23 protein-coding genes are annotated in these 26052 nt (G+C 50.1%); 8 read left to right on the top strand and 15 right to left on the bottom strand.

Features of this window, described 5'->3' with window-relative positions; all coding sequences use genetic code 11:
- Positions 1-676: 676 nt before the first annotated feature.
- The 5 genes from BN3003_RS15700 to BN3003_RS15720 all read right to left on the bottom strand — a co-directional run bounded on the left by BN3003_RS15700 (position 677) and on the right by BN3003_RS15720 (position 5408).
- Positions 677-1981: a DUF445 domain-containing protein gene (locus tag BN3003_RS15700; protein WP_058357564.1), complete on the bottom strand. Its 1305-nt coding sequence runs from the start codon at positions 1979-1981 to the stop codon at positions 677-679.
- An 83-nt stretch (positions 1982-2064) separates the two neighbouring features.
- Positions 2065-2580: a TPM domain-containing protein gene (locus BN3003_RS15705; protein ID WP_058357565.1), complete on the bottom strand. Its 516-nt coding sequence runs from the start codon at positions 2578-2580 to the stop codon at positions 2065-2067.
- Positions 2580-3458, bottom strand: coding sequence for a TPM domain-containing protein (locus BN3003_RS19240; protein ID WP_058357566.1), 879 nt, complete (start codon positions 3456-3458; stop codon positions 2580-2582). The genes BN3003_RS15705 and BN3003_RS19240 overlap by 1 nt, the downstream gene beginning before the upstream one ends.
- Before the next feature lie 113 nt (positions 3459-3571).
- A complete protein-coding gene (locus BN3003_RS15715) occupies positions 3572-4153 on the bottom strand; it encodes a LemA family protein (protein WP_058357567.1) in 582 nt (193 codons plus the stop codon).
- Between the two features lie 67 nt (positions 4154-4220).
- Entirely contained in the window at positions 4221-5408 is a 1188-nt protein-coding gene (locus tag BN3003_RS15720) for a benzoate/H(+) symporter BenE family transporter (protein WP_058357568.1), read from the bottom strand.
- Positions 5409-5743: 335 nt separating this feature from the next.
- Between BN3003_RS15720 and BN3003_RS15725 the strand changes: the two genes are divergently transcribed.
- From BN3003_RS15725 to BN3003_RS15755, 7 genes are all read left to right on the top strand, one after another.
- Positions 5744-6865 carry an ABC transporter ATP-binding protein gene (locus BN3003_RS15725; protein ID WP_058357569.1) on the top strand — a complete coding sequence of 374 codons (1122 nt, stop codon included), beginning with the start codon at positions 5744-5746 and terminating at the stop codon, positions 6863-6865.
- 10 nt (positions 6866-6875) lie between these two features.
- Complete coding sequence (locus BN3003_RS15730) at positions 6876-7841, top strand: ABC transporter permease subunit (RefSeq protein ID WP_058357570.1); 966 nt, start codon at positions 6876-6878, stop codon at positions 7839-7841.
- Entirely contained in the window at positions 7838-8734 is an 897-nt protein-coding gene (locus tag BN3003_RS15735) for an ABC transporter permease subunit (RefSeq protein ID WP_058357571.1), read from the top strand. The genes BN3003_RS15730 and BN3003_RS15735 overlap by 4 nt, the downstream gene beginning before the upstream one ends.
- Positions 8735-8796: 62 nt before the next feature.
- Positions 8797-10107, top strand: coding sequence for an NAD(P)/FAD-dependent oxidoreductase (locus BN3003_RS15740; protein ID WP_058357572.1), 1311 nt, complete (start codon positions 8797-8799; stop codon positions 10105-10107).
- A gap of 70 nt (positions 10108-10177) precedes the next feature.
- Positions 10178-10498 carry a DOPA 4,5-dioxygenase family protein gene (locus BN3003_RS15745; RefSeq protein ID WP_058357573.1) on the top strand — a complete coding sequence of 107 codons (321 nt, stop codon included), beginning with the start codon at positions 10178-10180 and terminating at the stop codon, positions 10496-10498.
- 133 nt (positions 10499-10631) lie between these two features.
- Positions 10632-11213: a 1-acyl-sn-glycerol-3-phosphate acyltransferase gene (locus BN3003_RS15750; RefSeq protein ID WP_058357574.1), complete on the top strand. Its 582-nt coding sequence runs from the start codon at positions 10632-10634 to the stop codon at positions 11211-11213.
- An 870-nt stretch (positions 11214-12083) separates the two neighbouring features.
- A complete protein-coding gene (locus tag BN3003_RS15755) occupies positions 12084-13580 on the top strand; it encodes an alanine/glycine:cation symporter family protein (RefSeq protein ID WP_234333101.1) in 1497 nt (498 codons plus the stop codon).
- A gap of 95 nt (positions 13581-13675) precedes the next feature.
- Here BN3003_RS15755 and BN3003_RS15760 read toward each other — a convergent pair whose 3' ends face one another.
- From BN3003_RS15760 to BN3003_RS15775, 4 genes are all read right to left on the bottom strand, one after another.
- Positions 13676-13906, bottom strand: a complete 231-nt coding sequence (locus tag BN3003_RS15760) for a hypothetical protein (protein WP_058357575.1) — start codon at positions 13904-13906, stop codon at positions 13676-13678.
- 352 nt (positions 13907-14258) lie between these two features.
- Entirely contained in the window at positions 14259-14903 is a 645-nt protein-coding gene (locus tag BN3003_RS15765) for a hypothetical protein (RefSeq protein WP_058357576.1), read from the bottom strand.
- 121 nt (positions 14904-15024) lie between these two features.
- Complete coding sequence (locus BN3003_RS15770; protein WP_058357577.1) at positions 15025-16536, bottom strand: CoA-acylating methylmalonate-semialdehyde dehydrogenase; 1512 nt, start codon at positions 16534-16536, stop codon at positions 15025-15027.
- A 50-nt stretch (positions 16537-16586) separates the two neighbouring features.
- A complete protein-coding gene (locus BN3003_RS15775; RefSeq protein WP_058357578.1) occupies positions 16587-17762 on the bottom strand; it encodes an iron-containing alcohol dehydrogenase in 1176 nt (391 codons plus the stop codon).
- Positions 17763-17982: 220 nt separating this feature from the next.
- On the opposite strand from BN3003_RS15775, the gene BN3003_RS15780 reads away from it, so the two are divergent.
- Positions 17983-18753 carry an IclR family transcriptional regulator gene (locus tag BN3003_RS15780; protein WP_058357579.1) on the top strand — a complete coding sequence of 257 codons (771 nt, stop codon included), beginning with the start codon at positions 17983-17985 and terminating at the stop codon, positions 18751-18753.
- A 94-nt stretch (positions 18754-18847) separates the two neighbouring features.
- On the opposite strand, the gene BN3003_RS15785 is transcribed toward BN3003_RS15780, so the two are convergent.
- The 6 genes from BN3003_RS15785 to BN3003_RS15810 form a co-directional block, all read right to left on the bottom strand.
- Positions 18848-20107, bottom strand: coding sequence for an aromatic amino acid transporter (locus tag BN3003_RS15785; protein ID WP_058357580.1), 1260 nt, complete (start codon positions 20105-20107; stop codon positions 18848-18850).
- A 379-nt stretch (positions 20108-20486) separates the two neighbouring features.
- Complete coding sequence (gene argG, locus BN3003_RS15790; protein WP_058357581.1) at positions 20487-21836, bottom strand: argininosuccinate synthase; 1350 nt, start codon at positions 21834-21836, stop codon at positions 20487-20489.
- Positions 21837-21972: 136 nt separating this feature from the next.
- Positions 21973-22698, bottom strand: coding sequence for an amino acid ABC transporter permease (locus BN3003_RS15795; RefSeq protein ID WP_058357582.1), 726 nt, complete (start codon positions 22696-22698; stop codon positions 21973-21975).
- Positions 22682-23542, bottom strand: a complete 861-nt coding sequence (locus tag BN3003_RS15800; protein ID WP_108721547.1) for an amino acid ABC transporter substrate-binding protein — start codon at positions 23540-23542, stop codon at positions 22682-22684. Before BN3003_RS15800 ends, BN3003_RS15795 begins: the two co-directional genes overlap by 17 nt.
- Positions 23543-23695: 153 nt before the next feature.
- Complete coding sequence (gene fghA, locus BN3003_RS15805; RefSeq protein ID WP_058358088.1) at positions 23696-24529, bottom strand: S-formylglutathione hydrolase; 834 nt, start codon at positions 24527-24529, stop codon at positions 23696-23698.
- A 97-nt stretch (positions 24530-24626) separates the two neighbouring features.
- A complete protein-coding gene (locus BN3003_RS15810; RefSeq protein ID WP_058357584.1) occupies positions 24627-25745 on the bottom strand; it encodes an S-(hydroxymethyl)glutathione dehydrogenase/class III alcohol dehydrogenase in 1119 nt (372 codons plus the stop codon).
- Positions 25746-26052 lie beyond the last annotated feature (307 nt).

Below are 26052 nucleotides of genomic sequence, written 5' to 3' on the forward strand. Positions count from 1 at the left end.
AACCACGCCAGCGCTGTGTTTGTGACTTGTTCATTGCGAATATTACTGTGTGCACACAGATAAGATGAAGATTTTACAGGCCGCTTACTGATGTCTGTTTAACACATTCTGTTATCTGTTTTTAATCTGCTACACCCTGTTGCGCACGCAAGATTAGGCCATGCAGCCAAAACGGCGGTCACAACAGCAATGACAACTATGCCCACACAGCCCAATCAATCCAAAGCCATGATGACAGATAATTTAAACCAAATACATGGTTTTACAAACTAAGTAGCGCTTACAGGCCACTTGTATTGTGTAATCAATCAGCAATGTAGTTTTGCTACGCCTTATATAGCTTACAGGCCGCATATGTCGCTTCCTAAGCCCATCGTATAATTTTGCAAACTATGGTCAACTTACAAGCCACTTATGTCACGTCTTAAACCAACGATATGGTTTTGCAAACGCTGTACTGTTTACAGGCCGCATAAACCGCGTAATTAAGCCATCGATGTGGTTGTGCTAAGCCTTATGTGGCTTACAAGCCGCTTATGTCACCTCTTAAGACTACAGTATGGTTTTTACAAACGCTGTGTTGTTACAGGCCGCTAGTATTGTTTCATCAATCAGTAATGTGGTCTTGCTAAGCCTTATGTGACTTACAGGCCGCATATTTTGCTTCTTAACCGCATTACATCAGCCAACCCGACACCACATAAATGACCAAGCCGACCAAGCCGCCGACCAGAGTGCCGTTGATGCGGATGTATTGTAAATCCTTGCCCACGCTCAATTCCAATTTTTGCACTAACTCTTGGCTGTCCCAAGATTTGACTTTTTCGGACACATAGTCGGCCACGGTGGATTTGTATTGCTCTACCGCCTCGCGCACCCACAAAGACACACGCGCATCAAAGCGGCGCAACACTTCTGGCTGTGCCGCGCCTTGTATCAGCATTTGGTTCATCATTTTCAACACTTGCTGCATCAGCATCGAATCGCTTTTGGCGGCATCACTCTCACTCCATTGCTGCAAACTCAGCCACGAGTGTTGAATGAACTGCTGTACCGCGTCGGAATTGATGATGCCGTCTTTGGCTTGGTTTAAGCGGCGGTGCATGATGGGCGAAAATTCCAGCGCCCAAATCAATTGGTTCATTTTGCGCTCAACGCCGGCGCGCATCGCATGCGCATCGTCGTTAATCACTTCTTCGCAATAATTGTCGGCCCAATCGAGCACTTTGCGCGCCACCCAACCATCAACCATATCAACCGCGCTGCCTTTGAACGCAGCCACCAAGCGGTCCCAACTGGAAGGATTGTCTTTTTTGACTTTGGCCGCCCACGAATTGATGTTGTCTTCGAGCAATTGGCGCGTTTCTTCGTGTCTGAGCCAAGCGCGAATTTGCTCTAATAAACCGATGAAGAAGATTTGATGGTAGCCATAGCCTTGCACCATGCGCAGCATTTGTGACAAGGTGTGCCCCAAACTCTTGCCATCGTATTGTTGTTTTAATAACTGCCCCAAAAACAGCGACATTTGTTCGGGCTTGATGGCACGCATCAGCGTGGGAATTTGTTTGACCACAAAAGGCGCCACCAGCGCTTGATGCTCAATATCGGCAAGCCAATCTAAAAACTTGCGGCTGGGTTGTAGGTAATACACTTTTTTGGCTATGGCCTTTTGTTCTAAAAAATTGTTCTGAATAAATTGCCCCAAGCTGTCGGCAATACGAGCTTGGTTGCGCGGCAAAATCGCGGTATGCGGTATGGGCAAGCCCAGTGGGTGGCGAAACAAGGCCACCACGGCGAACCAGTCGGCCAGAGCGCCCACCATCGCCGCTTCGGCAAACGCCTTCACATAACCGAGCCACGGATAACGCGTCACATACCAGCTGCTCACCACAAACACCACCGCCACCAACACCAATAACAGCGTCGCAATGGTGCGCACGCGCTGCAACTTCTTGGCGGCTTCGTTGGGATGGGTCATCATACTGTTTTCCTCATGACAAGCACTCGGCTGCTCATTCTACACGGGTATGCGCTGCCAAGCCGCAACAAGCGGCCTGTAAATCTTCAGCGCAACACCACCTCATTGCTGACTTCATTGCTGTGCGCCTGCCCAGCATGGCGCGGTATGTGGCTGATTAACACTGCCGTCATTTGCTCCAAGGCCTTTTCCAAACCTTGTTGGTACAAACCATCGGCAAAGTCTTTGCCCAAATCACGGCATATCGCTTGCCACACCGCCGCATCAACTTGCTTGCTGATGCCGCGGTCGGCAACGATTTCGATGGCGCGGTCGGCGCAAGACACGTACAACAACACGCCGGTATTGTAAGCGGTGTCCCACACTTCCAAGCTGCCAAAATACTGCCGTGCCCGTTGCCGTGGCGTGACCCCCGACAACACCGCCATGGTTTCCATATTCGATTCAATCACAAAGCGAATTTGCCCCATGTGCACAGCTTCCGATTCACCAATTAAGCGCTCCAAACGGCTGAGCACGGTTTGTGGAAACCATTTTTTGATGCGCCAACTGGGCAAACGCCAGTGTTGCCATAAGCGCTGTATGCGATTGTTGTTCACCATTACCAATCTCCCGAAGCGCCACCGCCACTGAAACTGCCGCCGCCACCGCTGAAGCCACCACCGCCGCCTCCGCCATAGCTGCCGCCACCAAAACCGCCACCGCCGCCCCAGTGTCCGCCGCCTCCACCGCCAGGGAACACCATAGCCCCCGCGCCGAGAATAAGGCTGAACACAAACACGCCCGCGGCCACGGCCAAGGCCACCAGTAGACCGGTGCCAAAAAACAAACACGCGCCTGCTGACACCACCGCACCGATGACACTGCCCAAAAAGCCGCCAAAAATGCGTTTTAAGAACGAGGCCAAGAAAATCAACGGTATCAGCAAGGCCATCCACGAGCCGCCACCGTCGTCATTGCTGTGCTGCGGCGGTTCGGGCAATTTTTCGCCGGCAATCAAGCCTTGTAATTTGTCTACCGCGGCGGTGATGCCGGCGGCGTAATCGCCTTGTTGAAACGCAGGTCGCACGTTTTCCGACAAGATGCGGTAAGCATCGACATCGGTAATCACGCCTTCCAAACCGCGACCAACCAAGATTTGGTTTTTGCGGTCGTCTTTGGCGATGAGCAACAACACGCCATCGTCTTCTTTGGCGCGCCCCAATTGCCAACGGTCGACCACGCGCATGCCATAGGTAAACGCGTCTTCAGGCGCGGTGGTATTCACCGTCAACACCACAATTTGCGTGCCTTTGCTTTGGGCATACTGTTCCAATTGTTGATTCAATTGCGCTTGCTCGCTGGCGCTGAGCATGTGAGCCGTGTCCATGACAGGCTGGGTGAGTTTGGGTATGGCTTGCAAGTCTAGCGCATGCGCTGTGCCCAACATCAGGGTCAGCAATGTGAACCACATCAAGGCGGCCTGTAACACACGTTGCATCTGAGCCTCCTTCTTTCTTCTATAATGCTTGCTTAAACTGCGCTCATGTATGGTCAAGTGCTTACAGGCCGCATATTCATACATAAGCGGCCTGTAAACCCAAGTCTAGTGCCTCAGAAGCTGACTTTGGGTGCCGTACTGATGGCTTTTTCATTTTCGACGGTGAAATTCGGGCGCACTTGCATGCCGAACATCTTCGCGGTCAAATTATTAGGGAATTGGCGCACGGTGGTGTTGTAAGTCTGCACCGATTCAATGTAACGACTTCGAGCCACGGCGATGCGGTTTTCCGTGCCTTCCAATTGTTTTTGCAAATCCATGAAATTGGCATTGGCCTTCAGTTCGGGGTATTTCTCCACCACCACCATCAATTTTGACAAGGCACTGGTCAAGCCATTTTGGGCATCGCTAAAGGCTTTCAATTGTTGCTCATTGGTGGCGGTGTCGCCAGTCAATTGCACCGAGCCAACTTTAGCACGTGCCTCAGTCACTTCGGTCAACACTTCTTTTTCGTGTTTGGCATAGCCTTGTACCGTGGCCACCAAATTGGGCACCAACTCAGCGCGGCGTTGGTATTGGTTCAGAACGTCCGACCATCTGGCATTGGCCGCTTCGTCTTGGCTTTGCATGGTGTTGTAACCACAGCCAGACAGACTCACTGCCAATACCATTGCTGCCATCCATTGTTTAAGCATTTTGTCTTCCTTCTTGTTGTTGGCGGCCACATAACAGTAAGTGGCGCCGATTTATTCTCAATGCCTGCTAAGCAGACCGTCTGGCGGCGGTATAACGGTTCAGATGATACACCGCCATGCCCAATAACAAACCCCAAAATGCACTGCTAATGCCCCACAACTGTATGCCCGAGGCCGCGGCCAATAAGGTAAACAGCGCTGCTTCACGCGTGTCGGCATCGGCCACCGCCGTCACCAAATTGCCGATGAGCGTGCTCAAAATGGCGATGCCGGCCAAAGTCAGCAACAAAGTCTTGGGCAAAGCGCCAAACAACATCACCACCATGCCCCCCATCAACACCACGCCGAAATTCATCACCCCATTCACCAACATCGCCTTATAGCGCTGTTTGGGGTCGGCATCGACATCATCGCCCATGCAAATGGCCGCACTGATGGCCGCCAAATTGAGCATGAACGCACCAAAAGGAGCGAACAGCATCGTGATCAAACCGGTTGACACCATAATCGGCGACACCGGCGGCCTGTAACCGTGGCTGTGCAATACCGCCACACCGGGGATGTTTTGCGTGCTCAAGGTAATCAAAAACAGCGGTATGCCCAAGCTCAACAGCGTTTGCCAATCAAATACCGGCGTCACCCACTCCAAACTCGGCCACTGCCAATGCAACAGCTCAAAATGCATGCTGCCCGATAGATAAGCATATGCCGCACCAACAAACAGCATCAGCAGCAAACTGTATTTCGGCCAAAATTGCTTGCTGAGCAAATACGCGCCCAGCATCAACACCACCATCGCCGCATCGCTTTGCATGGAAGTAAATATGCCCATGCCAAAATTAATCAAGATGCCGGCCAGCATTGCCGCGGCAATATTGGCGGGTATGTGTTTCACCATCCACGCAAACAAACCACTCAGACCCAATAACACCGCCAAAAATCCCGCAAAAATCGACGCACCCAAGGCTTCATTCAAAGGAACCCCTGACGTCAGCGCGATTAAAGCTGCTCCAGGCGTCGACCACGCAATGTAAATCGGCACGCGATAGCGCCACGACAAGGCCATGCTGGCAATGCCGCTGAGCAAGGCCAAAATGGTAAACCAAGAGGTGATTTGCGCCGAGGTCGCGCCCAAAGAGTTGGCGGCCTGAAAGATGATGACGGCCGCACTGCCCCAAGACACGATTAACATCGTAAAAGAAGCGGTGACATGCGATGGCTTCAGCCATGAGTCCTGAGGAGCAGAATTGTGCATCTTGATATGTATCGTCAGAAGGAAGCTGTTTTGCGCAAAATCCTAACACGACTGCTTTGATTGCGCCACGATGGCGCAATTTCATTGACGACAACGGATATTTTTCGTGTAATGTCTCTAGTGGGTAAACATCTGTAATGTTTTAATATATTTGATAAATTTATTTACAGGCCGCATGGGGGTTTTGATTTACCCCAAGGCGGCGGATTTCTCGATTGCCCTACAGGCGTGGGTCGCATACAATCGCCCTGAAAAAAGACTGCCACAAGCATATTCTGTGTATCACCACGTTGTGATTACTTTGTCATTGACGCATTAATGGAGCATGGCCCGATATGACCGCAACCCCTACCGAAACCACCAAAACACCGTATTTGCAAATACAAGGCTTGGTGAAAAAATACGGCGACAATTACGCCGTTGACAATGTCGACTTGAACATCGAACGCCATGAAATCTTTGCCTTATTGGGCAGCTCAGGCAGTGGTAAATCCACCTTGCTACGCATGCTTGCTGGCATGGAACGACCGTCACAAGGCAAAATCTTGCTCGATGGTTTGGATGTGACTTACCAAGCGCCGTATGAACGCCCGATTAACATGATGTTCCAAAGCTATGCCTTGTTCCCGCACATGAGTGTCGAGCAAAACATTGCCTTTGGCTTAAAACAAGACAAGATGGTCAAGGGTGAAATCGATACCCGCGTTGAAGAAATGCTGAAACTGGTGCAGATGACCAAGTTTGCCAAACGCAAGCCACACCAATTGTCTGGCGGTCAGCAACAGCGCATCGCCTTGGCGCGCTCTTTGGCCAAACGTCCAAAATTATTGTTATTGGACGAGCCTTTGGGCGCTTTGGACAAAAAATTGCGCCAACAAACGCAATTGGAATTGGTCAACATGCTGGAACAAGTCGGCGTGACTTGCATCATGGTGACGCACGACCAAGAAGAAGCGATGACCATGGCCACCCGTGTGGCCATTATGTCCGATGGCAAATTGCGCCAAGTCGGCACACCGCGCGAAATCTACGACTTTCCTAACAGCCGCTTTACTGCTGAGTTCATTGGTGAAACCAACATCATCGCCGGTGAAGTGATTGAAGACGCTGCTGATTATTGCGTCATTGCCAGCAAGGAATTGAGTCGTCCTGTGCGTTTGGGTCATGGCATTACCGGCCCTGAAGACCAAGACATTTGGGTCAGCTTGCGGCCTGAAGACGTGAATTTGAGCCGCAACAAACCCACAGCCGATTTCAACTGGGAAGAAGGCAAGGTCAAAGAGATTGCCTATTTGGGCAGCTTCGCCATTTTCCATGTGGAATTAACCAGTGGCAAAATCATCAAGTCTACTGTTGCCTCTTCGCGCTGGTATTTGGCCGACGAAGAGCCGCCAACTTGGGATGAGACTGTATACGTGTCATGGCGCGACAATATGCCTGTGCCATTGACCCGCTAGGAGTACCGTGATGAAACAAACCAACTTAAGCAGCGTGATTGGGCGCTGGTTTGTGATTGCCGTGCCTTATGTGTGGTTATTGGTGTTGTTCTTGATTCCGTTTTTGATTGTGTTAAAAATCAGTTTCGCCGAACAAGACATCGCCATTCCGCCGTACACGCCGTTGGTCAGCACCGATTCCAACATGGGTCGGGTGGTGGTGCAAGCATCTTACCTCAATTATGCCGACATCTTCAAAGATTTCTGGCAATCATTGGGACAGATTTTCAATCCGCTGCACAACGGCAATGGTGAAAACATCTATTTGCAGACGTATTGGTCGTCGGTAAAAACCGCGCTGATGGTGACGGTATTGTGCTTGATTTTCGGTTATCCGATTGCTTACGCGATTTCGCGTGTGCGTGAGGACATCCGCAATGGCGTGTTGTTATTGATTATGTTGCCATTCTGGACTTCGTTCTTATTGCGTGTGTACGCATGGATGGGCATTTTGAGCACCACTGGCTTGCTCAATACGTGGTTGCAGCAATGGGGCATCATCAACCAGCCTTTGGACTTATTCTATAACCAATTCTCGCTGATTTTGGTGATGGTTTACGCCTACCTGCCTTTCATGATTTTGCCTTTGTACACGCAATTGCTGAAGCTAGATCACCGTTTGCTGGAAGCAGCCGGTGATTTGGGCGCGTCGCCGATTAAGTCGTTCCTCACCATCACCTTGCCCTTATCGAAAGTGGGCATGATTGCGGGCTCGATGTTGGTGTTCATCCCTTGCGTGGGCGAGTATGTGATTCCAGAATTGGTCGGTGGCCCAGAAAACCTGATGATCGGTAAAGTCTTATGGCAAGCCTTCTTTGACCAAAACAACTGGCCACTTGCATCTGCCGTGGCTGTGATTATGGTGTTGTTATTGGTGGTGCCGATTGCCATCTTCCACCGCTATGAAAACCGTGAAATCGAGGGAGAAAACGCATGAGTTCAGGTTCACACAAACTCTCTTGGTTCTTAAAATGCTCGCTGGCTTTGGGTTTGCTGTTTTTGTACATCCCTTTGTTCATCTTGGTCATCTACTCGTTTAACGATTCCAAACTGGTGACGGTTTGGGGCGGCTTCTCGACCAAATGGTATGGCATTTTGATGGACAACGATGTGATTTTAAGTGCCGCATGGTTGTCGATTAAATTGGCGGCGATGTCGTCGTTGGCGGCAGTGGTGCTGGGTACTTTGGCCGCTTACGCTCTAGCGCGCATCAAACGCTTCAAAGGCTCAACCTTGTTCGCTGGCATGGTGTCTGCACCGATGGTGATGCCCGATGTGATTACTGGCTTGTCGATGTTGCTGCTGATCATCCAAGTGCAAATGTTCTTACAAAACACGCCTGCATTGGAATGGCTGTACTTCGACCGTGGCTTGTTCACCGTGTGGTTGGGTCATACTACTTTGTGTTTGGCCTATGTGACGGTGGTCATCCGCGCACGTTTGAGCGAATTGGATCAAAACTTGGAAGATGCGGCGATGGACTTGGGTGCTCGTCCGTTGAAAATCTTCTTTTTGATTACCTTGCCGTTGATTATGCCGGCGTTGGCTTCGGGTTTCTTGCTCGGCATTACCTTGTCGCTCGATGATGTGGTAATCACCTCGTTCTTGTCTGGCCCTGGTTCATCGACTTTGCCACAGGTGATTTTCTCGAAAATCAAACTGGGCTTGGACCCGCAGATGAATGCTCTAGCAACCATCATGATTGCTATTGTGGGCACCATCGTCATCATCTTGAATTGGCTGATGATGCGGCAAACCACCAAGCGCGAACGCGAAATGGCTGAGGCCTACCGCCAAGGCGCAACACAAGAAAGCAATACTGCAGTATAGTATTCACACCCAGCCCTGTAGCAATGTACTACGGGGCTTTTTACTACAAGGAGATTGCCTATATGTTAAATTCCCCAGCCTTGAACGAACACATAGATTCTTATTACGCGGCAACGCGTCATCCACAAACCCAATACCCACAGCTTACAGGCCGCATCGAAGTCGATACCTGCATCATCGGCGGTGGTTTGGCCGGCATAGGTGCTGCTCTGCCCTTAGCCAAGCAAGGTCACAGCGTCGCCGTTGTAGAAGCCGCACGCATCGGTTTTGGTGCATCGGGTCGCAACGGTGGACAGGTGATTACCTCGTATGCGTGTGAAATGGAGTATTTGCAAGAGCAATTGGGCTTACAAGACGCCCAAAAGTTGTGGCAATGGTCTATAGAGGCAGTGGATCTGGTTGAAAACCAAGTCAACGAATACCACATCGCCTGTGATTGGCACCGTGGCTATGCATCGGTGGCCATAGGCAATAAAAAATGGGACGAGTTGCAAGCCTACCGCGAGTACATGCGCCAGACTTATGGCTATGAAGGCTATCAAGTGTGGGAGCGCCCCAAGCTCAAACAGCATTTAAAAAGTGACCGCTACACCGGCGGCATTTACGACACCGATTCCGGCCATGTGCACCCATTGAATTACTGCTTGGGTTTGGCCGCGGCCGCCGCCCATCATGGCGCGCAGATTTTTGAGCAATCGTTTGTCAACGACATCCAGCCGCAAGGCGATAAATGGCGCATCACCACCGCCCAAGGCGAAGTTGTCGCCAAACATGTGGTCTTGGCCTGTAATGTGTTTGCCGGCGTGCTCAAACAATCGTCGTATATGCAAACTTTGGCCGATAAAATCATGCCAGTTGGAACATACGTGATTGCCACCGAGCCTTTGGGTGAACGCGTCAACGACACCATCAACAACAATATGGCGGTGTGCGACACCAATTTCGTGCTTGATTACTACCGCTTAAGTGGCGACAAGCGCATGTTGTTTGGCGGCAAAGTCAGCTATTCCGGCCAAACGCCGAAAGATTTGGCCAATGCCATGCGCGGCGACATGTTGCGCGTGTTTCCCCATTTGGCCGATGTGAAAATCGATTATGCGTGGGGCGGCTTTGTCGACATCACCATGAACCGTGCCCCGCATTTTGGCGAATTGGCACCGGGTTTGATGTTCCTGCAAGGTTTTTCCGGTCATGGCGTGGCCTTAACCGGTTTGGCTGGTCTGGTTACAGCGGAGAAAATCCTCGGTGCGCCCGAGCGTTTTGACTTGTTCGCCAAACTCAAACACCGCTCCTTCCCCGGTGGCCCTTATCTGCGCACGCCATCGTTGGTGTTGGGCATGGGTTGGTATCGCTTGAAAGATTATTTACAATAGACCCACACACAGACCTTATCGCGGCTGCCATCTGTGATGTGCAGCCGTTTTTCGTTTTACAGGACGCCTTATGGACTACCACGCACATGTCTATTTTAACGACGATGAGCATGCCGCCGCTTTGGAACTGAAAGCCGCCATTGCCCTCGCCTTTCCACAAATGCAAGTTGGCCGTTTTCACGTGCGCATTGGCCCGCACACCAAAGCGATGTTTCAAATTGCCTATACAAAAGAAGACAGCGCCGCTTTGATGGCTTATTTCGACCAATACCTGCCGACGCGCTCGGTGCTCATCCACCCCTTGATCGACGATATGTTGGCAGCGCACACCACCGCCGCATCTTGGCGTGGTGAAGTGTTGCCACTCAATACCAGCATGTTTTCAGCCTGAATCGTCAACGCCACAAGCGTGATGTTGGGATTGCGGGAAAATAGAGACATTGCGCCAAAATAATGCGGCCTGATACTGGGTTACAGGCCGCTTACTTGCTACAATTCACCCCTTTTTTGCGTAGAAACTGCCTGTGTTTGAAAAACTCGCCGCCCTCAGCCTCCAAGCCTTGGGCTGGAAAATAGACAACCATTGGTCGCACCAAGTGCAACAATGTGTGATGATTGCCGCCCCGCACACCAGCAATTGGGACGCCTTATACGCCCGCTTGGCCTTGAAAGCGATGCATGTGCCAGTGCGCATCACCATCAAAGACAGCTATATGCGTTTTCCATTTGGCCCATTTATCCGCGCCATGGGCGGCATAGGCATCAACCGCCGTCCCAAACAAGCCGGTGAAGAGCGCCCCAGCATGGTGCAAGTGATGACGGAATTGTTCCAACACCACCCGCACTTGGTGATGATGGTCACCCCCGAAGGCACACGCGCACGGCGCGAACAGTGGAAAACCGGTTTTTACCACATCGCCGTCAATGCCGGCGTGCCGATTGCCTTATCGTATTTGGACTACCAAAAAAAAACCGCTGGCGTCGCCAAAATCATCTACCCCAGCGGCGACATGGATGCCGACATGCGCGAAATCATGGCGTTTTACCAAGAAATCCACCCCAAATACCCCGAATTGTTCAGCATAGACACGCGTTATCGCCCTTAATGCAACACCTTATTGCATTCATTTACAGACCGCATTTCAATTCACAATGCGGCCTGTAAAACCAAAATCCTCATCAAATCAGCACCCTAATACCATTCTGAAATAAGCATCACTCTCAATATCACTAATCCATTGATTTATAACCAAAATATTTACAAGCCCTAAGTTTGAGCTAATTGTTTTGGCATATACTCGTGCATGTACTCACTGCGAACAAACACAAAGGAGCAAACATGAGCACCGATTTCAACACCATATTGGCGACTTTGGCATTGATCTTATTGGCCTTATTTTGGAACGCTGCCTTGCTGATGCTGTGGCTGTAATGCCCACTGTGCGGCCTGTACGGTTTACAGGCCGCTTTTAAACATTGATAAGACACATGCACGCACATTCCTACCAAGACCTCAGTTTACTGGGGTCTTTGTGCATGCTGGCGCATGGTATTTATACTCGTTTATAGTCAAAAATTCGACACATTAACAAGCAATCATTTTTTGCATTTTTCCCCAAATACTCAGTTTGAACTCATTCATTTTGCATTAAACATCTGCGCACACTTCTGCTGTTATCAATGCCAAACACAACAATAAAAATTCAAAACACTCAAAATTTACACTTTATCATGCATAAATATCCAAATAATCAGAGAATTCACAATATTATTTCTATATGCGCAATATTTTGTTGCAATGCAGTATATTAAAGCCAGCATTTGATTTAAATCTAAATTAATTCCATATTAATTAAAATTAAATGCCATTTTTACAATTTATATGCAAAAAAATGTTTTAATTTTTGTAAACTCCCTCTTAAAATAAGCGCACAACAACACATGCCCAGCATGCATAACTTACAGAGGAGAAAACCATGTCCATGCAAGAAATTGTCGATTTTTTCAATGGTCTGATTTGGAGTAAAGCATTAATCTATGGCTGTTTGGTCGTGGGTCTGTATTTTTCCGTACGCACCCGCTTTGCCCAAGTTCGCCACTTTTTTGGCATGTTGCGCCTGATGATGGACGGTAAAAGTTCGGATGCAGGCGTTTCTTCTTTTCAAGCCTTGACCATGGCACTGGCTGGCCGTGTCGGTACCGGTAACATCGCCGGTGTGGCCGCTGCCATTACCTTTGGTGGTCCAGGTGCCTTGTTCTGGATGTGGATGGTGGCCTTTTTGGGCGCCAGTACTGCCTACATCGAATCGGCTTTGGCGCAAATCTACAAAGAAAAGCACGATGGCCAATTCCGTGGTGGCCCTGCTTTTTACATTGAAAAAGGCTTGGGCATCAAATGGTATGCGGTGTTGTTTGCCTTCTCGGCCATTTTGGCTTGCGGCGTGTTATTGCCAGGCATACAAGCCAACTCCATCGCCGACAGCTTAAAAAATGCTTTGGGCGTTGATACCGCTGTGACTGCTGCCATCTTGGCGGTAATTTTGGGCTTCATTATTTTTGGTGGTGTAAAACGCATCGCCAAATTTGCCGAAATCATCGTGCCTTTCATGGCTTTGGCTTACATCATCATTGCCATCGTCATCGTGTTCATGAACATCGGTGAATTGCCTAATGTTTTGGCTTTGATTTTCAAATCTGCTTTCGGTGCAGAAGCCGCATTTGGTGCGGTTGTGGGTTTGGCGGTTGAATGGGGTGTGAAACGCGGTGTGTATTCTAACGAAGCCGGTCAAGGTACTGGCCCACATCCAGCCGGTGCTGCCAACGTGTCTCACCCTGCCAAACAAGGCTTGGTACAAGCATTTTCTGTGTATGTAGACACTTTGTTGGTGTGCTCAGCCACTGGCTTTATGTTGATCATCACTGGCATGTACAACACCGTAGACCCTAACAAAGAAGGCGCATTCTTGCACCATGGCGTACAAAACGTCGGTGTGGGCGCAGGCTATACCCAAACCGCAATGGAAAGCGTGTTGCCAGGCTTTGGTTCTATGTTTGTGGCTTTTGCCTTGTTCTTCTTTGCTTTTACCACCATCGTGGCTTATTACTACATCGCCGAAACCAATATCTCTTACTTGACCCGTCACAATGACAAATTGCGCTCGACTTTGATGTTGGTATTGAAATTGGCGATGATTGTGATGGTGGTATTTGGTTGCTTGCGTACCGCTGAATTGGCTTGGGGTTTGGGTGACATGGGTGTGGGCTTGATGGCTTGGCTCAACATCATCGCCATCTTGCTGTTGCAAAAACCCGCTTTGCAATCGCTCAAAGACTATGAGCGCCAACAAAAAGAAGGCAAAGATCCGATTTATGTGCCAGAAGAAAACGGTGTCAACAATGCACCGATTTGGAAAGAAATCGGCGAACAATTCAAACAATTGGATACGCCGGTTAAAGACCGCTTCATTCCTTAAACGGCAGCATCAAAAAACCCTAGGCCTAGGCCTAGGGTTTTTTGTGTTTCATTCAATCATCAACACACTGCTTTATTACAGTCTCAGTGCTGGACTTAAGCCGCCATCAACCACATGGTTTCAGTCAATTCGGCTACTGCTTCTGGGCCCATGATGGCCGCCATTTTGGTCAAGTATTGGTTTAAATAGCCGATGCGGTCTTCCGCATCCAAACTCATGATCAATTCCAAGCATGCCAATTTATTGCTGTCAGACAAGAACATCAATTCCATGTCGATTTTGGCTTCGGTGGCATCAACTTTGGCAATGTGCATTTGGGTAAACATGGCGGTATTCCTTTTAAGTCAGTGTGTTTGAATGTAATAAGTTAAGAGCAACCCCCATGCCAAAAAAATACACTCTTGGCATTTAAATTAAAGTTTTCACCTTATAAATCAAACACACTGCCCTTACAGGCCGCATTCTGCTTGGCTTTAACATCACAAGCCATGCGCATAAACACCCACATTTATTTGCAATAAAACGCGCTGCAAACTCCAGCGCCTAGCATCTGTCCCAAACATCTACCCAGATAGACCAAATAGCATGACAGCTTGCGGCCACAGCAGCAAACCTTGCGCGCTGTCAATAAAAGCGGCCTGTAAGTGTTTACAGGCCGCATGACAACATGGCTAAGCCTCATTCCAAATAACGCACCATCATCATCCCCAACATCAAAATAATGTACACGCAGCAAGCAAACGCCAACACATAAGCCCACAGCCACACCCGCCACAAGCGGTAACGCAAACTGTCAGTGTCACAGCGGCGTGCGCACACCCGCAACACCCCATGCACCAACAAGGCCAATGCGCCTATCGGCACCGAACCCAAGACCATCACACACAGCAAATATGTGCCTGAAGACAGCTGATACGCGTTCGTCCAATCCACCAAATACTGCTGCGTCGCATACGGGCCAAACAGCCACAACAGCAACAGCATCGCCGCCAATTGCAAAACCGCCTCCAGCAAGCGCTGCGGCCATGGTTTGACAATTTTCGGCAGCGGTGCGGTTTTTTGTGACATCCATTCCGGCGCTTGCCCGGGTGCCATGTCTTGGGTGTGCCACAACCAGCGCGCTTGACCATGATGTATCAGCGGAAACATCAGCGCCAACAAGGCCACCACAATCAGGTTTAACACCGCTTCAAAACTCATGACGGCATGGCCATCGCGGTTTACATACAACAGCAGCCACAAACTCAAGCCCAGCAATACCGCCACCGCCAACATGCTGACCAACATGACCTTGGCCAAGGTTTTCCATTCTTGCTTGTTCATGTCGCTCACTTTGTCGCTTAGATGACTGGGTTTATACTGTGTAGACGCTGCAAATACAATAAAGCGGCCTGTAAAGAGTTTACAGGCCGCTTATTCTTACACACACACTCAATCGCTGCGCTTAACCCAAAGTTGGCATCGAGAATTGCGCGCTTTCACGCACTTCTGAGCTTGGCCAGCGTTGGGTAATGGTTTTGCGACGGGTAAAGAAGCGCACGCCATCGGGACCGTACATGAACAAATCGCCGAACAACGAGCGTTTCCAACCGCCAAAACTTTGGTAAGCCACCGGCACTGGCAATGGGATGTTGATGCCGACCATGCCCACTTGGATGTTGTCGGCGAAATAGCGCGCCGCTTCACCGTCGCGGGTGTAAATGCAGGTGCCGTTGCCATATTCGTGGTCGTTAATCAATTGCATCGCCTCAGCCATGGTTTGCACGCGCAACACTTGCAATACTGGGCCAAAGATTTCCGCTTGGTAGCTGGACATGTCTTTGGTAACGCCATCAATTAAGGTCGCGCCGACAAAGAAACCGTTTTCATAACCTGCAGGGGCGGCATTAGTGCCATCTACCAAAACTTTCGCGCCTTGGGTGGCGGCAGACTGAATGTGGCCGACCACTTTGGCTTTGTGCTCTGCGGTAATCACTGGGCCAAAGTCATTGGTTTTGTCAGAATAAGCACCGAATTTCAATTTGCCCATGGCGGCCTGTAAAGCGTCTATCATCTTGTCGGCGATTTCGTCACCGACTGCCACGGCCACAGACAAGGCCATGCAACGTTCGCCCGACGAGCCAAACGCCGCGCCCAATAAGGAGTTCACCACATTGTCCAAGTCCGCATCTGGCATCACGATGGCGTGGTTTTTGGCGCCGCCCAAGGCTTGGCAACGTTTGCCATTGGCAGTGGCGGTGGTGTAAATGTATTCGGCAATCGGCGTAGAGCCAACAAAGCTCACCGCTTGCACGTCTTTGTGTTCCAAAATCGCGTCTACCGCGTCTTTGCCGCCATTGACCACATTCAACACGCCATCAGGCAAGCCGGCTTCTTTCATCAATTGCGCCAAATACAAAGTCGAGCTTGGATCGCGTTCAGACGGTTTCAACACGAAGGTATTGCCGCACACGATGGCCATAGGGAACATCCACAATGGCACCATCACTGGAAAGTTGAACGGCGTAATGCCGGCAACCACGCCCAAAGGATGGAATTCGCTCCAAGAATCGATGTCTGGGCCAACGTTGCGGCTGTGTTCGCCTTTGAGCAATTCCGGTGCACCGCATGCGTATTCGACGTTTTCTATGCCGCGTTGCAATTCGCCGGCCGCATCGTGGGAAATTTTGCCGTGTTCTTCGCCGATTAAGCGGCAGATTTCATCGGCGTTTTGTTCCAACAATTCTTTGAATTTGAACATGATGCGTGCGCGTTTCAATGGCGGGGTTTTGCGCCATTCTGGAAACGCTGCTTTGGCCGCGGCCACGGCTTCGTCTATGGTTTTGGCGCCGCCCAAAGCCACTTGTTTGCTGATTTCACCGGTAGATGGGTTAAACACCGGTTGGGTTTTGCTGTCATCGCTGACCATGGCGCCGTTAATAAAATGGCCCACAGTACGTAAGGTATCGGTTTGCATCTTCTCTCCTAAGTTTCTCTTGGTCTTGCTTGGTGTTATTAATGAAGTCGTTACATCGCGGCGGCTGTGGCCCACAAAGAGCGGTACAGCGCCAACATTTCAGCTTGGGTCGGCACACGCGGGTTGTTATTGGGAGAACCCGAGGCAAACGCTTGCTCGCACATCTGCGGCAGCAAGGCAGTGAATTCGGCCGCTTGCGCACCAAATTCTGCCAAACTTGGCACTTGCAATTCTTGATTTAAGTCTTTTAAAAATTGAATCAAGCGCGCATTGGCATGTTCATCATCATCGCTCACACTGGCCACGCCCAAGGCGCGAGCACATTCGGCATAGCGCGCTGGCGCGGCAGGGATGGAAAACTCGGTCACCGTTGGCAACAGCATCGCATTCGACAAACCATGCGGCACATGGAAAAACGCGCCGATGGGGCGGCTCATGCCATGAACCAAGGCCACAGACGAGTTACAAAAGGCGATGCCGGCCAAGGTGGCACCGAGCATCATCGCTTCACGCGCCGCTTCATTGCTGCCATCGTGATAAGCGGCCTGTAAATTCGGGCCGATTAAGCGCAAAGCAGCCAAGGCTTGCGCATCGCTGTATGGATTGCGCTTTTGGCTGACATAGGCTTCGATGGCATGCGTCATCGCGTCTATGCCGGTATCGGCAGTGGTGCGCGCCGGCAAGCTCACGGTCAAGCTGTAATCAATGATGGCGGCCGCTGGCATAAAGCCCAAGCCCACGCACAACAGTTTTTCATTGTTGGCTTCATCGGTGATGATGGTGAATTTGGTCACTTCCGAGCCGGTGCCGGCGGTGGTCGGTATCGCCACAATGGGCAAACCGCTTTCCTCAACTTGGCGCGGAAATTTGTAATCGCGGATTTCACCACCGAATTTGCCCAAAATGGCCATGGCTTTGGCCGAATCAATCGGACTGCCGCCGCCCAAGGCAATAATCACATCGTAATCGCCATTTTGGATGCGTTCTACCCCTGCACGTATCGAGCTGTCAGTCGGCTCAGGCACAGTATCATCAAACACATCGGCAACCACACCCGCCGCCGCCAACAAGGCTTGCAGCTTGTCCACATAGCCTAGTGTCACCATCATCTTATCGGTAATGATTAAAGGCTTGCGCACTTGTAAGCTGTGCAAGACCTCAGGCAATTTTTGACTGGCATCACGGCCTATTTCCATGATGCGCGGCAAGACGATGGTGTGTGACACGGTGGTTCCTCTGTATTGGTTTGGGTGTATGGCAGCGCGTGCTGCGAGCGCGTGGCCTGCAATTTGTGCTGTTCAATATTTTTATAAAATGATACATTTCGTATCGTTATAGAGATTATCAAACTTAATCGACTTCAACAAGCGTTATTTTGCTGGCCATACACCCGAGTAAAAATCCTGTGTGCTGGTTCGAAAAATACCGCGCGTTGACAGGACGCATATGGACACAGAAAAGAAAAAAGGCTCTAGCGTAGAGCGGGTATTGCAATTGGTGGAAACCGTGGCCAAGTCGCCGCGCCCCATCAGCGCTGGCGATTTGGCGGCGATATTGGACATCCCCAAACCAAGCGTGCACCGCTTATTGCAGCAATTGCAGCAAACCGGTTTTTTGCAATTAGACTTACAAGGCAAGGTGATTTGCGGCCAACGCACCCACCAATTGGCCTTGAATTTGTGGCAAACCAGCCATTACCGCATCGAGCGCCAGGCCATCTTGCAATCCTTGGCCAGTGAAATCGGTGAAACAGTGGGCATTGCGGTAATGCACGATTTGGACATCGTCTACATAGACCGCGTGTTGTCGAATTGGCCGCTGCAAATCTACCTGCCCGAAGGCATGCAAATCCCGATTTGGGCCAGCGCCAGCGGCAAATTGCTGTTGGCACAATTGCCACCCGAGCAATACACGCGCGTGGTCGACAAGCTGTCGATTTATGCCTTGACCACCAATACCCAAACCGACAGACAGCAATTGCTTGCCACCATTGCTCAGGCCAAGACCGAGCAATTGAGTGTGGACAATGAGGAATTCATCCCCGGCATGGTCGCCTTCGCCGTACCAATACCGAATGGCGATGCGCCGCCGTTTGCAACCTTGTTCACGCATGGGCCAACAGTGCGCAAATCGCTGCCACAATTATTGGAATACGCACCGACCATGAGCCGCGCCGCCGCAGAATTGGCCGAGGTGTTTCGCAAGCAAGGGGCGTAAGCACAGGTTTTACCAGCCTGATTGAATAACAAAAGCGGCCTGTAAACCGAAAAAACCGTTTACAGGCCGCTTTTACATCATGATGGCTCGTTGCTTAACCTTTAAAAGTGGGCAACCAACCAAATTGGGTCAAAATCTGCGCCACAATATTCACCAATCCAAACAACAGCACAAACCACAACAAGGCTTTGCCGCCACCGAGTCGGTAATCGCTGGCTTTGCTCGCAAAGCGGCGGCGACTGGCAAACACCAACAACACTGGGATAATCGCCGTCCAAATCGCCGCGCCCAAGCCTACATAACCAATCACCGTCACAAAACCCGTTGGAAACACAATACACGCCACATACGGCGGGATAAAGGTAATCAGTGCCGATTTAAAGCGGCCTGTACGGTTGGCAGGGAAATGGAACATATCGGCGGCGTAATCAAACAAGCCCAAAGACACGCCCAAGAACGAGCTGACGATGGCCATAAACGCAAACGCGTTCAATACTTGGCTCAAGCCAGCGGTATCAATGTGCGAGGACAAGGCTTGCAACAACACCGGCACATCACCACCAGCGGCGATAACCGGCGCAAACTCATGCCGTGGCAACACGCCTTGTACCGCCGTTTGCCACACGCAGTAAATCACCAAGGCGATTAAGGTGCCACTGACAACGCTGGTGCGCACCTTATGGATGTTGTTTTGGTAATACGCCATCAAACTGGGCACGTTCATGTGAAAGCCAAACGAGGCCAAACACACCGGCAACGCCACCCACACATACGGCAAATACACACTGCCCGCGCCTTGCGGCAAGGCATTCATCAAGGTGGCAACATTCAATTGATTGAGCATGCCGGTGACCGAGGTCAAAAAGGTGATGACCATGGCAATGATCAACACCGTCGACACGCGGTCTACCGCCTTGGTCGACCACCACACGCAAGCGGCAAACACCAGCATAAACGCCGTCGCCGCCACCTTGCCACTGGCCGCGCCCAAGCCCAATTTGGCCACGAACGGCTCGAGCATATTACCGCCGACAAAAATATACGCATACAGCAAAATATAGATTACCAACACAAACGCCAAGCCATTGATGACATTCCACACCGGGCCGAGCAAGTCTTTGACCAAGGTATTGAAACTTGCGCCTGCTGGATAATGCTGATTCGCTTCCATGATCATCAAACCCGACATGCACATGCAAAACCAAGTGTAGGCCATCACCAAAATCGAACCGACGTACCATACCCCTGCTGTTGCGGTGGGATTGGCAAACATGCCCGCCCCTATGGCCGTACCCGCAACTATCATCATACCGCCGACTAAAGGCGGCGTTTTTACTGCTAAATCTTGAGACATATTGAAACAACTACTAAGAAAAGCCGATTATTTTAGCATAACAGCCATAATCATTTTATGCAGAACAAACCAGCAAGCCTTGCTTACACAGATGATTTCTTATCAATAATTGCCGAAATAAATGACTTTACGCCACGATAGAGTAGCATACAGAAATAAATTGGACATATTGACCAATTAGTAATTTAACATTGATGGGATATTGTTTTTAAGATTGACAATAAGATGGCGTTTGATTTACAGACCGCATGCAGCAATATCGAAATGCGGCCTGTAAACTTCACCATCAATGATGCCAAGCCTAGATACAAGCAAATGAAAACCCCCTTTACAGGCCGGCCTGTAAAGGGGGTTTTGTTGTCTGACTTACTCAGACTTATTAGTCTTCTTTATTACCCAATTGTGGCAAAGCAGAGCCTTGGCCCAAAGACAACAAACCAGCATTCGAATAGATGCCCAATTTGGCGCGGGTATCGACGATGTCCAAATTGCGCATGGTCAATTGGCCGATGCGGTCGGCTGGACTGAACATAGAGTCGCCTTTTTCCATGGTCAAGCGTTCTGGTTGGTAAGTCAAATTGGCAGATTCGGTATTCAAGATAGAATAGTCGTTACCGCGACGCAATTCAATGGTCACTTCACCGGTGATGGCTTTTGCCACCCAGCGTTGTGCGGTTTCACGCAACATCAAGGCTTGTGAATCGAACCAGCGGCCTTGGTACAACAAACGACCCAAACGCAAACCGTTGATGCGGTATTGTTCGATGGTGTCTTCGTTGTGGATGCCAGTTACCAAACGCTCGTAAGCGATGTGCAACAATGCCATGCCCGGAGCTTCGTAAATGCCGCGAGATTTGGCTTCGATGATGCGGTTTTCGATTTGGTCAGACATGCCCAAGCCATGACGGCCGCCGATGCGGTTGGCTTCCAAAATCAATTCCACAGCGTCGGTGAAGGTTTGACCATTCAAGGCAACCGGCATGCCTTCTTCAAAGCGCACGGTCACGGTTTCAGGTTTTACTTCCACATCGTCACGCCAGAAGGCCACGCCCATAATCGGCTCTACGATTTTGATGCCAGAATCCAAGTGTTCCAAGTCTTTGGCTTCGTGAGTCGCGCCCAACATATTAGAGTCTGTTGAATAGGCTTTTTCTTTTGACATTTTGTAGTCAAAGCCATTGTCGATTAAGAATTGCGACATTTCGGCACGGCCGCCCAATTCATCGATAAATACTTGGTCTAACCAAGGTTTGTAGATTTTCAAAGCGGGGTTGGTCAACAAACCGTAGCGGTAGAAACGCTCGATGTCGTTGCCTTTGTAAGTCGAACCGTCGCCCCAGATGTTAACATCGTCTTCTTTCATCGCCGACACCAACATGGTACCGGTCACGGCACGGCCCAAAGGCGTGGTATTGAAGTAAGTCACGCCCGCAGTAGAGATGTGGAACGCACCACATTGAATCGCGGCAATGCCTTCATGTGCCAATTGCAAGCGGCAATCAATCAAACGCGCTTTCACTGCGCCATACGCTTCGGCTTTTTTAGGGATGGCGTTGTAATCGTCTTCGTCTGGTTGACCCAAGTTAGCGGTGTAAGCATAAGGCAAAGCACCTTTTTGCTTCATCCACAACAAAGCGGCTGAAGTGTCTAAACCACCCGAAAAAGCAATCCCTACTTTTTCACCGACTGGCACGTTTTGCAAAATGGTTGCATTGGTAGATTGTGTCATCTGTACTGTCCGTTGAATTCATTAACGCGATTCCAACTGGGAATCGCACAAAGTCGTTATTATTGTCCGAATTGACAAAAGCGTCCAGTTTACACAGCAAATTTTGTGTTTACAGGACGCTTTTAGCTGATTTATTTCAATGGCGATTGCGGTAGCGGTTAAAGTATTGTTCCAAACGCTCTTGGCCCAAGCCCAAAATCAAGCACACAATCCAGTAAATCAATGCCGCTTCGGCATACACCAATAAAAATTCATACGTGCGTGCGGCCACGGCTTGCGCCACCCGAAACAATTCGGTCACCAATACCAGCGATGCCAAAGAGGTGTCTTTGACCAAGGAAATAAAGGTATTGGACAAAGGCGGCACCGATACCGGCATCGCTTGAGGCAACACGATGTAGCGCAACACTTGGAAATACGACATGCCACCGGAGTAGCCCGCTTCCCATTGTCCTCGTTCCACCGACTCTATCGCCGCACGGATGATTTCCGACGCATACGCGCCCACATTCAAGGCAAACGCAATGATGGCCGTTGGAAACGGGTCCAGCGTCACCCCAACCGCAGGCAAGCCGTAGAAGATGATGAAAATCTGCACCAACATCGGCGTGCCGCGTATCATCGACACATACACGCGGGCGATGGCGTACAACACTTTTTTCCATGCGGCATCGCGTGGCATCACCCGCACCACCGCGGTCACGACCGCGATGATGAGACCGATAGCAAACGAGGCCAAAGCCAAGGGAATGGTGTATTGCAGCGTCGCCACCACCATAGGCCAAAACGAGCTGATGAGAATATCAGCCCGCTCTGGTGTCATGAATGGCAAACTTGCCAATAGGTTATTTAACGCTGACATCTTTACCAAAGTATTGGTTAGAAATCTTGGCCAAAGTACCGTCTTGGTGCATGGCTTCTAAGGCTTTGTTCACGTCAGCAATCGCTTTTTCATTGCCTTTGTTGAACACAAACGCCATGGTTTCCACATCATCGCCACGCAAGGCAATTTTCAAACCGGCATCGCCTTTGGTTTTCAAGAAGTCCAAAATCGCCAATTCGTCGTTCAAAGTCAAATCGATGCGTTTTTGTTTCAACAACTCAATCGCTTGCGCCAAACCTTCCACGCCAGTGATGTCGGCACCGTATTTTTCCGCCATTTTGCCGTAATTACTGGTCAAAGATTGGGCAGTTTTCTTGCCTTTGATGTCTTCAAATTTGGTAATTGAAGTGTCATCGGCACGGGTGACCACTACAGGACGAGAATAAGTGTAAGGTTGTGAGAATTCGTATTTGGCTTTGCGCTCGTCGTTCACACCCACTTGGTTGGCAATCAAGTCAAAGCGGTTGCTGTTCAAACCGGCAAAAATCGCGTCCCATTGGGTTTCTTTGTATTCCACTTTCACGCCCAAACGCTTGGCAACTTCGTTCATCACGTCCACATCGTAGCCAGTCAATTCGCCTTTGTCATTGCGGAAGGTGAAAGGCGCGTAAGTGCCTTCAGTGCCCACCACGATGGTGCCTTTGTTGGCAATGCGATCGGCCAAGCTGCCACCGGCTGGCGCTGCTGCGGTTTCGCTTGCTGGCGCCGTGGTGCCGGAAGCGGCTTTGTCTGCTGGCGCTGCGGTATTGGTGCTTTGACCACCACACGCGCTTAAAATCAAACCGGTTAACAAGGTCAATGGTAAGGTTTTCATGATATTCATTGTGTATTCTCTTAATGCGTGTCTTAAACAGCGCTGGGTCGTTTACAGGACGCTATACTAAACCAAGCGCTGCCATACTTGAAATGCTTTTTTGTCATATGCTCAGCACAATTGCTTACATATCAAAAACATTTCCTTACAAATTTCATCGCTTTACAAGCCCAAATGCTCGGCATGGAAGGACAAATGGCTTTCCACGAAGCTGGCGATGAAATAATAACTGTGGTCATATTCAGGCCGCATATTGTAGCGTACTGGCAAACCTGCCACTTTGGCAGCGGTGACAAATTTTTCTGGTTGCAATTGGCTTGGGTAAAAATCGTCGGCGCTGCCTTGGTCGATTAAAATCGGAATACGTTTGGTCGCATGGTTAACGCAATGGCACGCATCGTATTGTGCCCACGCCTTGCTGTCCTCGCCCAAATACGCAGCAAACGCTTTTTGTCCCCACGGCACATCCATGGGATTCACAATCGGCGCAAACGCACTGACGCTGCTGTAACGGTCGGTATTGCGCAAGGCTATCATCAACGCACCGTGGCCACCCATAGAGTGTCCCATGATGGCGCGCTCTTTCGTCACTTGAAAATGGGCCTCGATTAAGGCCGGCAATTCCGACACGATGTAATCGTACATGCGGTAATGCGCTGCCCACGGCGCGGCGGTGGCATTGACATAAAAACCCGCCCCCTGCCCCAAATCATAGGCGGCATCATCGGCCACACCCTCGCCACGCGGGCTGGTATCGGGCATCACCAACATCAAGCCCAATTGCGCTGCATATTGCTGCGCGCCGGCTTTGGTGGAAAAATTTTCATCACTGCAGGTTAAGCCAGACAAGCAATACACCACCGGCACTTTGTGGCCTTGTGCCACCCGAAACGGCACATACACCGAAAACGTCATCTCACACTGATTGACTTCGGATTGATGGCGGTAACGCTGTTGCCAACCATTGAACATTTTTTGACTGCTGACCAATTGCAATGACATGTTTATCCTTTACTGACTTCTGGCGAGGTAGCCGTAGTAACAACACAAGCGGCCTGTAAAGCTGTTACAGGCCGCTTATCCTCATCTTACTTTAATAATGCACCACGCTGCGGATGGATTTGCCTTCATGCATCAAATCAAACGCGGTATTGATGTCGTCCAAAGGCATGGTGTGGGTAATGAAATCGCTCAAGGCAAATTCACCATTCATGTATTGCTGGATGATACCTGGCAATTCGGAACGGCCTTTCACGCCACCAAACGCCGAACCGCGCCACACTCGACCCGTCACCAATTGGAATGGGCGCGTGGCAATTTCTGCTCCAGCCGGTGCCACGCCGATGATGATGGATTCGCCCCAACCTTTGTGACAGCATTCCAAGGCCGCACGCATTACCTCAACATTGCCTATGCACTCAAACGAGTAATCAACGCCGCCGTCGGTCATCTCTACGATTACTTGCTGTATCGGTTGGTCATGGTCTTTGGGGTTCACCACATCAGTAGCGCCCAATTTTTGCGCCATCGCAAATTTGCTCGGGTTGGTGTCTATGCCGATGATGCGTTTCGCGCCCGACATGCGTGCGCCAATAATCGCAGCCAAGCCAATGCCGCCCAAACCAAAAATCGCCACGGTGTCACCGCGTTTGACTTTGGCGGTGTTCATCACCGCGCCCATGCCGGTGGTCACGCCACAGCCCAGCAAACACACTTCGTTCAAATCGGCTTCCGGCTGGATTTTGGCCAGAGACACTTCCGCCACCACCGTGTATTCGGAGAAGGTTGAACAACCCATATAGTGGAATATCGGTTGGCCATCTTTGAAAAAGCGCACCGTACCATCGGGCATCAAGCCCTTGCCTTGGGTTTCGCGCACAGACGAGCACAAATTGGTTTTGCCAGACAGGCAGAATTTGCATTGACCACATTCGGCGGTGTACAGCGGAATCACATGGTCGCCTACCGCCACCGAAGTCACGCCTTCACCAACGGCTTCAACAATGCCGGCGCCTTCGTGTCCCAATACGCACGGGAACACGCCTTCAGAATCTTGACCTGATAAGGTATAGGCATCGGTATGGCACACGCCAGTGGCGACGATGCGCACCAACACCTCGCCTTTTTGTGGCGGCATCAAATCCAATTCTTCAATTTTTAAAGGCTCATTAGGTGCCCAAGCCACGGCGGCACGGGTTTTAATAATTTGCATGTCGTTTCTGTCCTCATGTATTCGGTATCTGGGTTTCGTGCTTAATACACAGTATGGCCCATCTTAGCAGAAGCCCAGTACTGTCGCGGCAGTTTAGCGTCATTTAATCATTCAAATTCGCCATTACAATATTAATAAGACATAAATCATTGCGGCATTAATGCAGATGAAGAAACACTGAGTTTCAATTTAGAATAAAATTCCAATAAAATCTAATCAAATGATTTTTAAGATTTATTTTGCAATTTTGATTCTGTTGACATGAATCAAAAATACCACCACAAAATCCCCTTATGATGACTTACAT

Source organism: Vitreoscilla massiliensis, from assembly GCF_001457815.1.
Lineage (GTDB): Bacteria > Pseudomonadota > Gammaproteobacteria > Burkholderiales > Neisseriaceae > Vitreoscilla > Vitreoscilla massiliensis.

What these genes read in the sequence shown, in the direction of transcription:
- BN3003_RS15765 (WP_058357576.1), bottom strand. Translation starts at nt 14,903, where the DNA reads ATGAACAAGCAAGAATGGAAAACCTTGGCCAAGGTCATGTTGGTCAGC.
- BN3003_RS15700 (WP_058357564.1), bottom strand. Translation starts at nt 1,981, where the DNA reads ATGATGACCCATCCCAACGAAGCCGCCAAGAAGTTGCAGCGCGTGCGC.
- BN3003_RS15740 (WP_058357572.1), top strand. Translation starts at nt 8,797, where the DNA reads ATGTTAAATTCCCCAGCCTTGAACGAACACATAGATTCTTATTACGCG.
- argG (WP_058357581.1), bottom strand. Translation starts at nt 21,836, where the DNA reads ATGACACAATCTACCAATGCAACCATTTTGCAAAACGTGCCAGTCGGT.
- BN3003_RS15735 (WP_058357571.1), top strand. Translation starts at nt 7,838, where the DNA reads ATGAGTTCAGGTTCACACAAACTCTCTTGGTTCTTAAAATGCTCGCTG.
- BN3003_RS15720 (WP_058357568.1), bottom strand. Translation starts at nt 5,408, where the DNA reads ATGCACAATTCTGCTCCTCAGGACTCATGGCTGAAGCCATCGCATGTC.
- BN3003_RS15725 (WP_058357569.1), top strand. Translation starts at nt 5,744, where the DNA reads ATGACCGCAACCCCTACCGAAACCACCAAAACACCGTATTTGCAAATA.
- BN3003_RS15780 (WP_058357579.1), top strand. Translation starts at nt 17,983, where the DNA reads ATGGACACAGAAAAGAAAAAAGGCTCTAGCGTAGAGCGGGTATTGCAA.
- BN3003_RS15715 (WP_058357567.1), bottom strand. Translation starts at nt 4,153, where the DNA reads ATGCTTAAACAATGGATGGCAGCAATGGTATTGGCAGTGAGTCTGTCT.
- BN3003_RS15785 (WP_058357580.1), bottom strand. Translation starts at nt 20,107, where the DNA reads ATGTCTCAAGATTTAGCAGTAAAAACGCCGCCTTTAGTCGGCGGTATG.
- BN3003_RS15795 (WP_058357582.1), bottom strand. Translation starts at nt 22,698, where the DNA reads ATGTCAGCGTTAAATAACCTATTGGCAAGTTTGCCATTCATGACACCA.
- BN3003_RS15730 (WP_058357570.1), top strand. Translation starts at nt 6,876, where the DNA reads ATGAAACAAACCAACTTAAGCAGCGTGATTGGGCGCTGGTTTGTGATT.
- BN3003_RS15755 (WP_234333101.1), top strand. Translation starts at nt 12,084, where the DNA reads ATGTCCATGCAAGAAATTGTCGATTTTTTCAATGGTCTGATTTGGAGT.
- BN3003_RS15760 (WP_058357575.1), bottom strand. Translation starts at nt 13,906, where the DNA reads ATGTTTACCCAAATGCACATTGCCAAAGTTGATGCCACCGAAGCCAAA.
- BN3003_RS15810 (WP_058357584.1), bottom strand. Translation starts at nt 25,745, where the DNA reads ATGCAAATTATTAAAACCCGTGCCGCCGTGGCTTGGGCACCTAATGAG.
- BN3003_RS15705 (WP_058357565.1), bottom strand. Translation starts at nt 2,580, where the DNA reads ATGGTGAACAACAATCGCATACAGCGCTTATGGCAACACTGGCGTTTG.
- BN3003_RS15745 (WP_058357573.1), top strand. Translation starts at nt 10,178, where the DNA reads ATGGACTACCACGCACATGTCTATTTTAACGACGATGAGCATGCCGCC.
- BN3003_RS19240 (WP_058357566.1), bottom strand. Translation starts at nt 3,458, where the DNA reads ATGCAACGTGTGTTACAGGCCGCCTTGATGTGGTTCACATTGCTGACC.
- BN3003_RS15770 (WP_058357577.1), bottom strand. Translation starts at nt 16,536, where the DNA reads ATGCAAACCGATACCTTACGTACTGTGGGCCATTTTATTAACGGCGCC.
- BN3003_RS15800 (WP_108721547.1), bottom strand. Translation starts at nt 23,542, where the DNA reads ATGAATATCATGAAAACCTTACCATTGACCTTGTTAACCGGTTTGATT.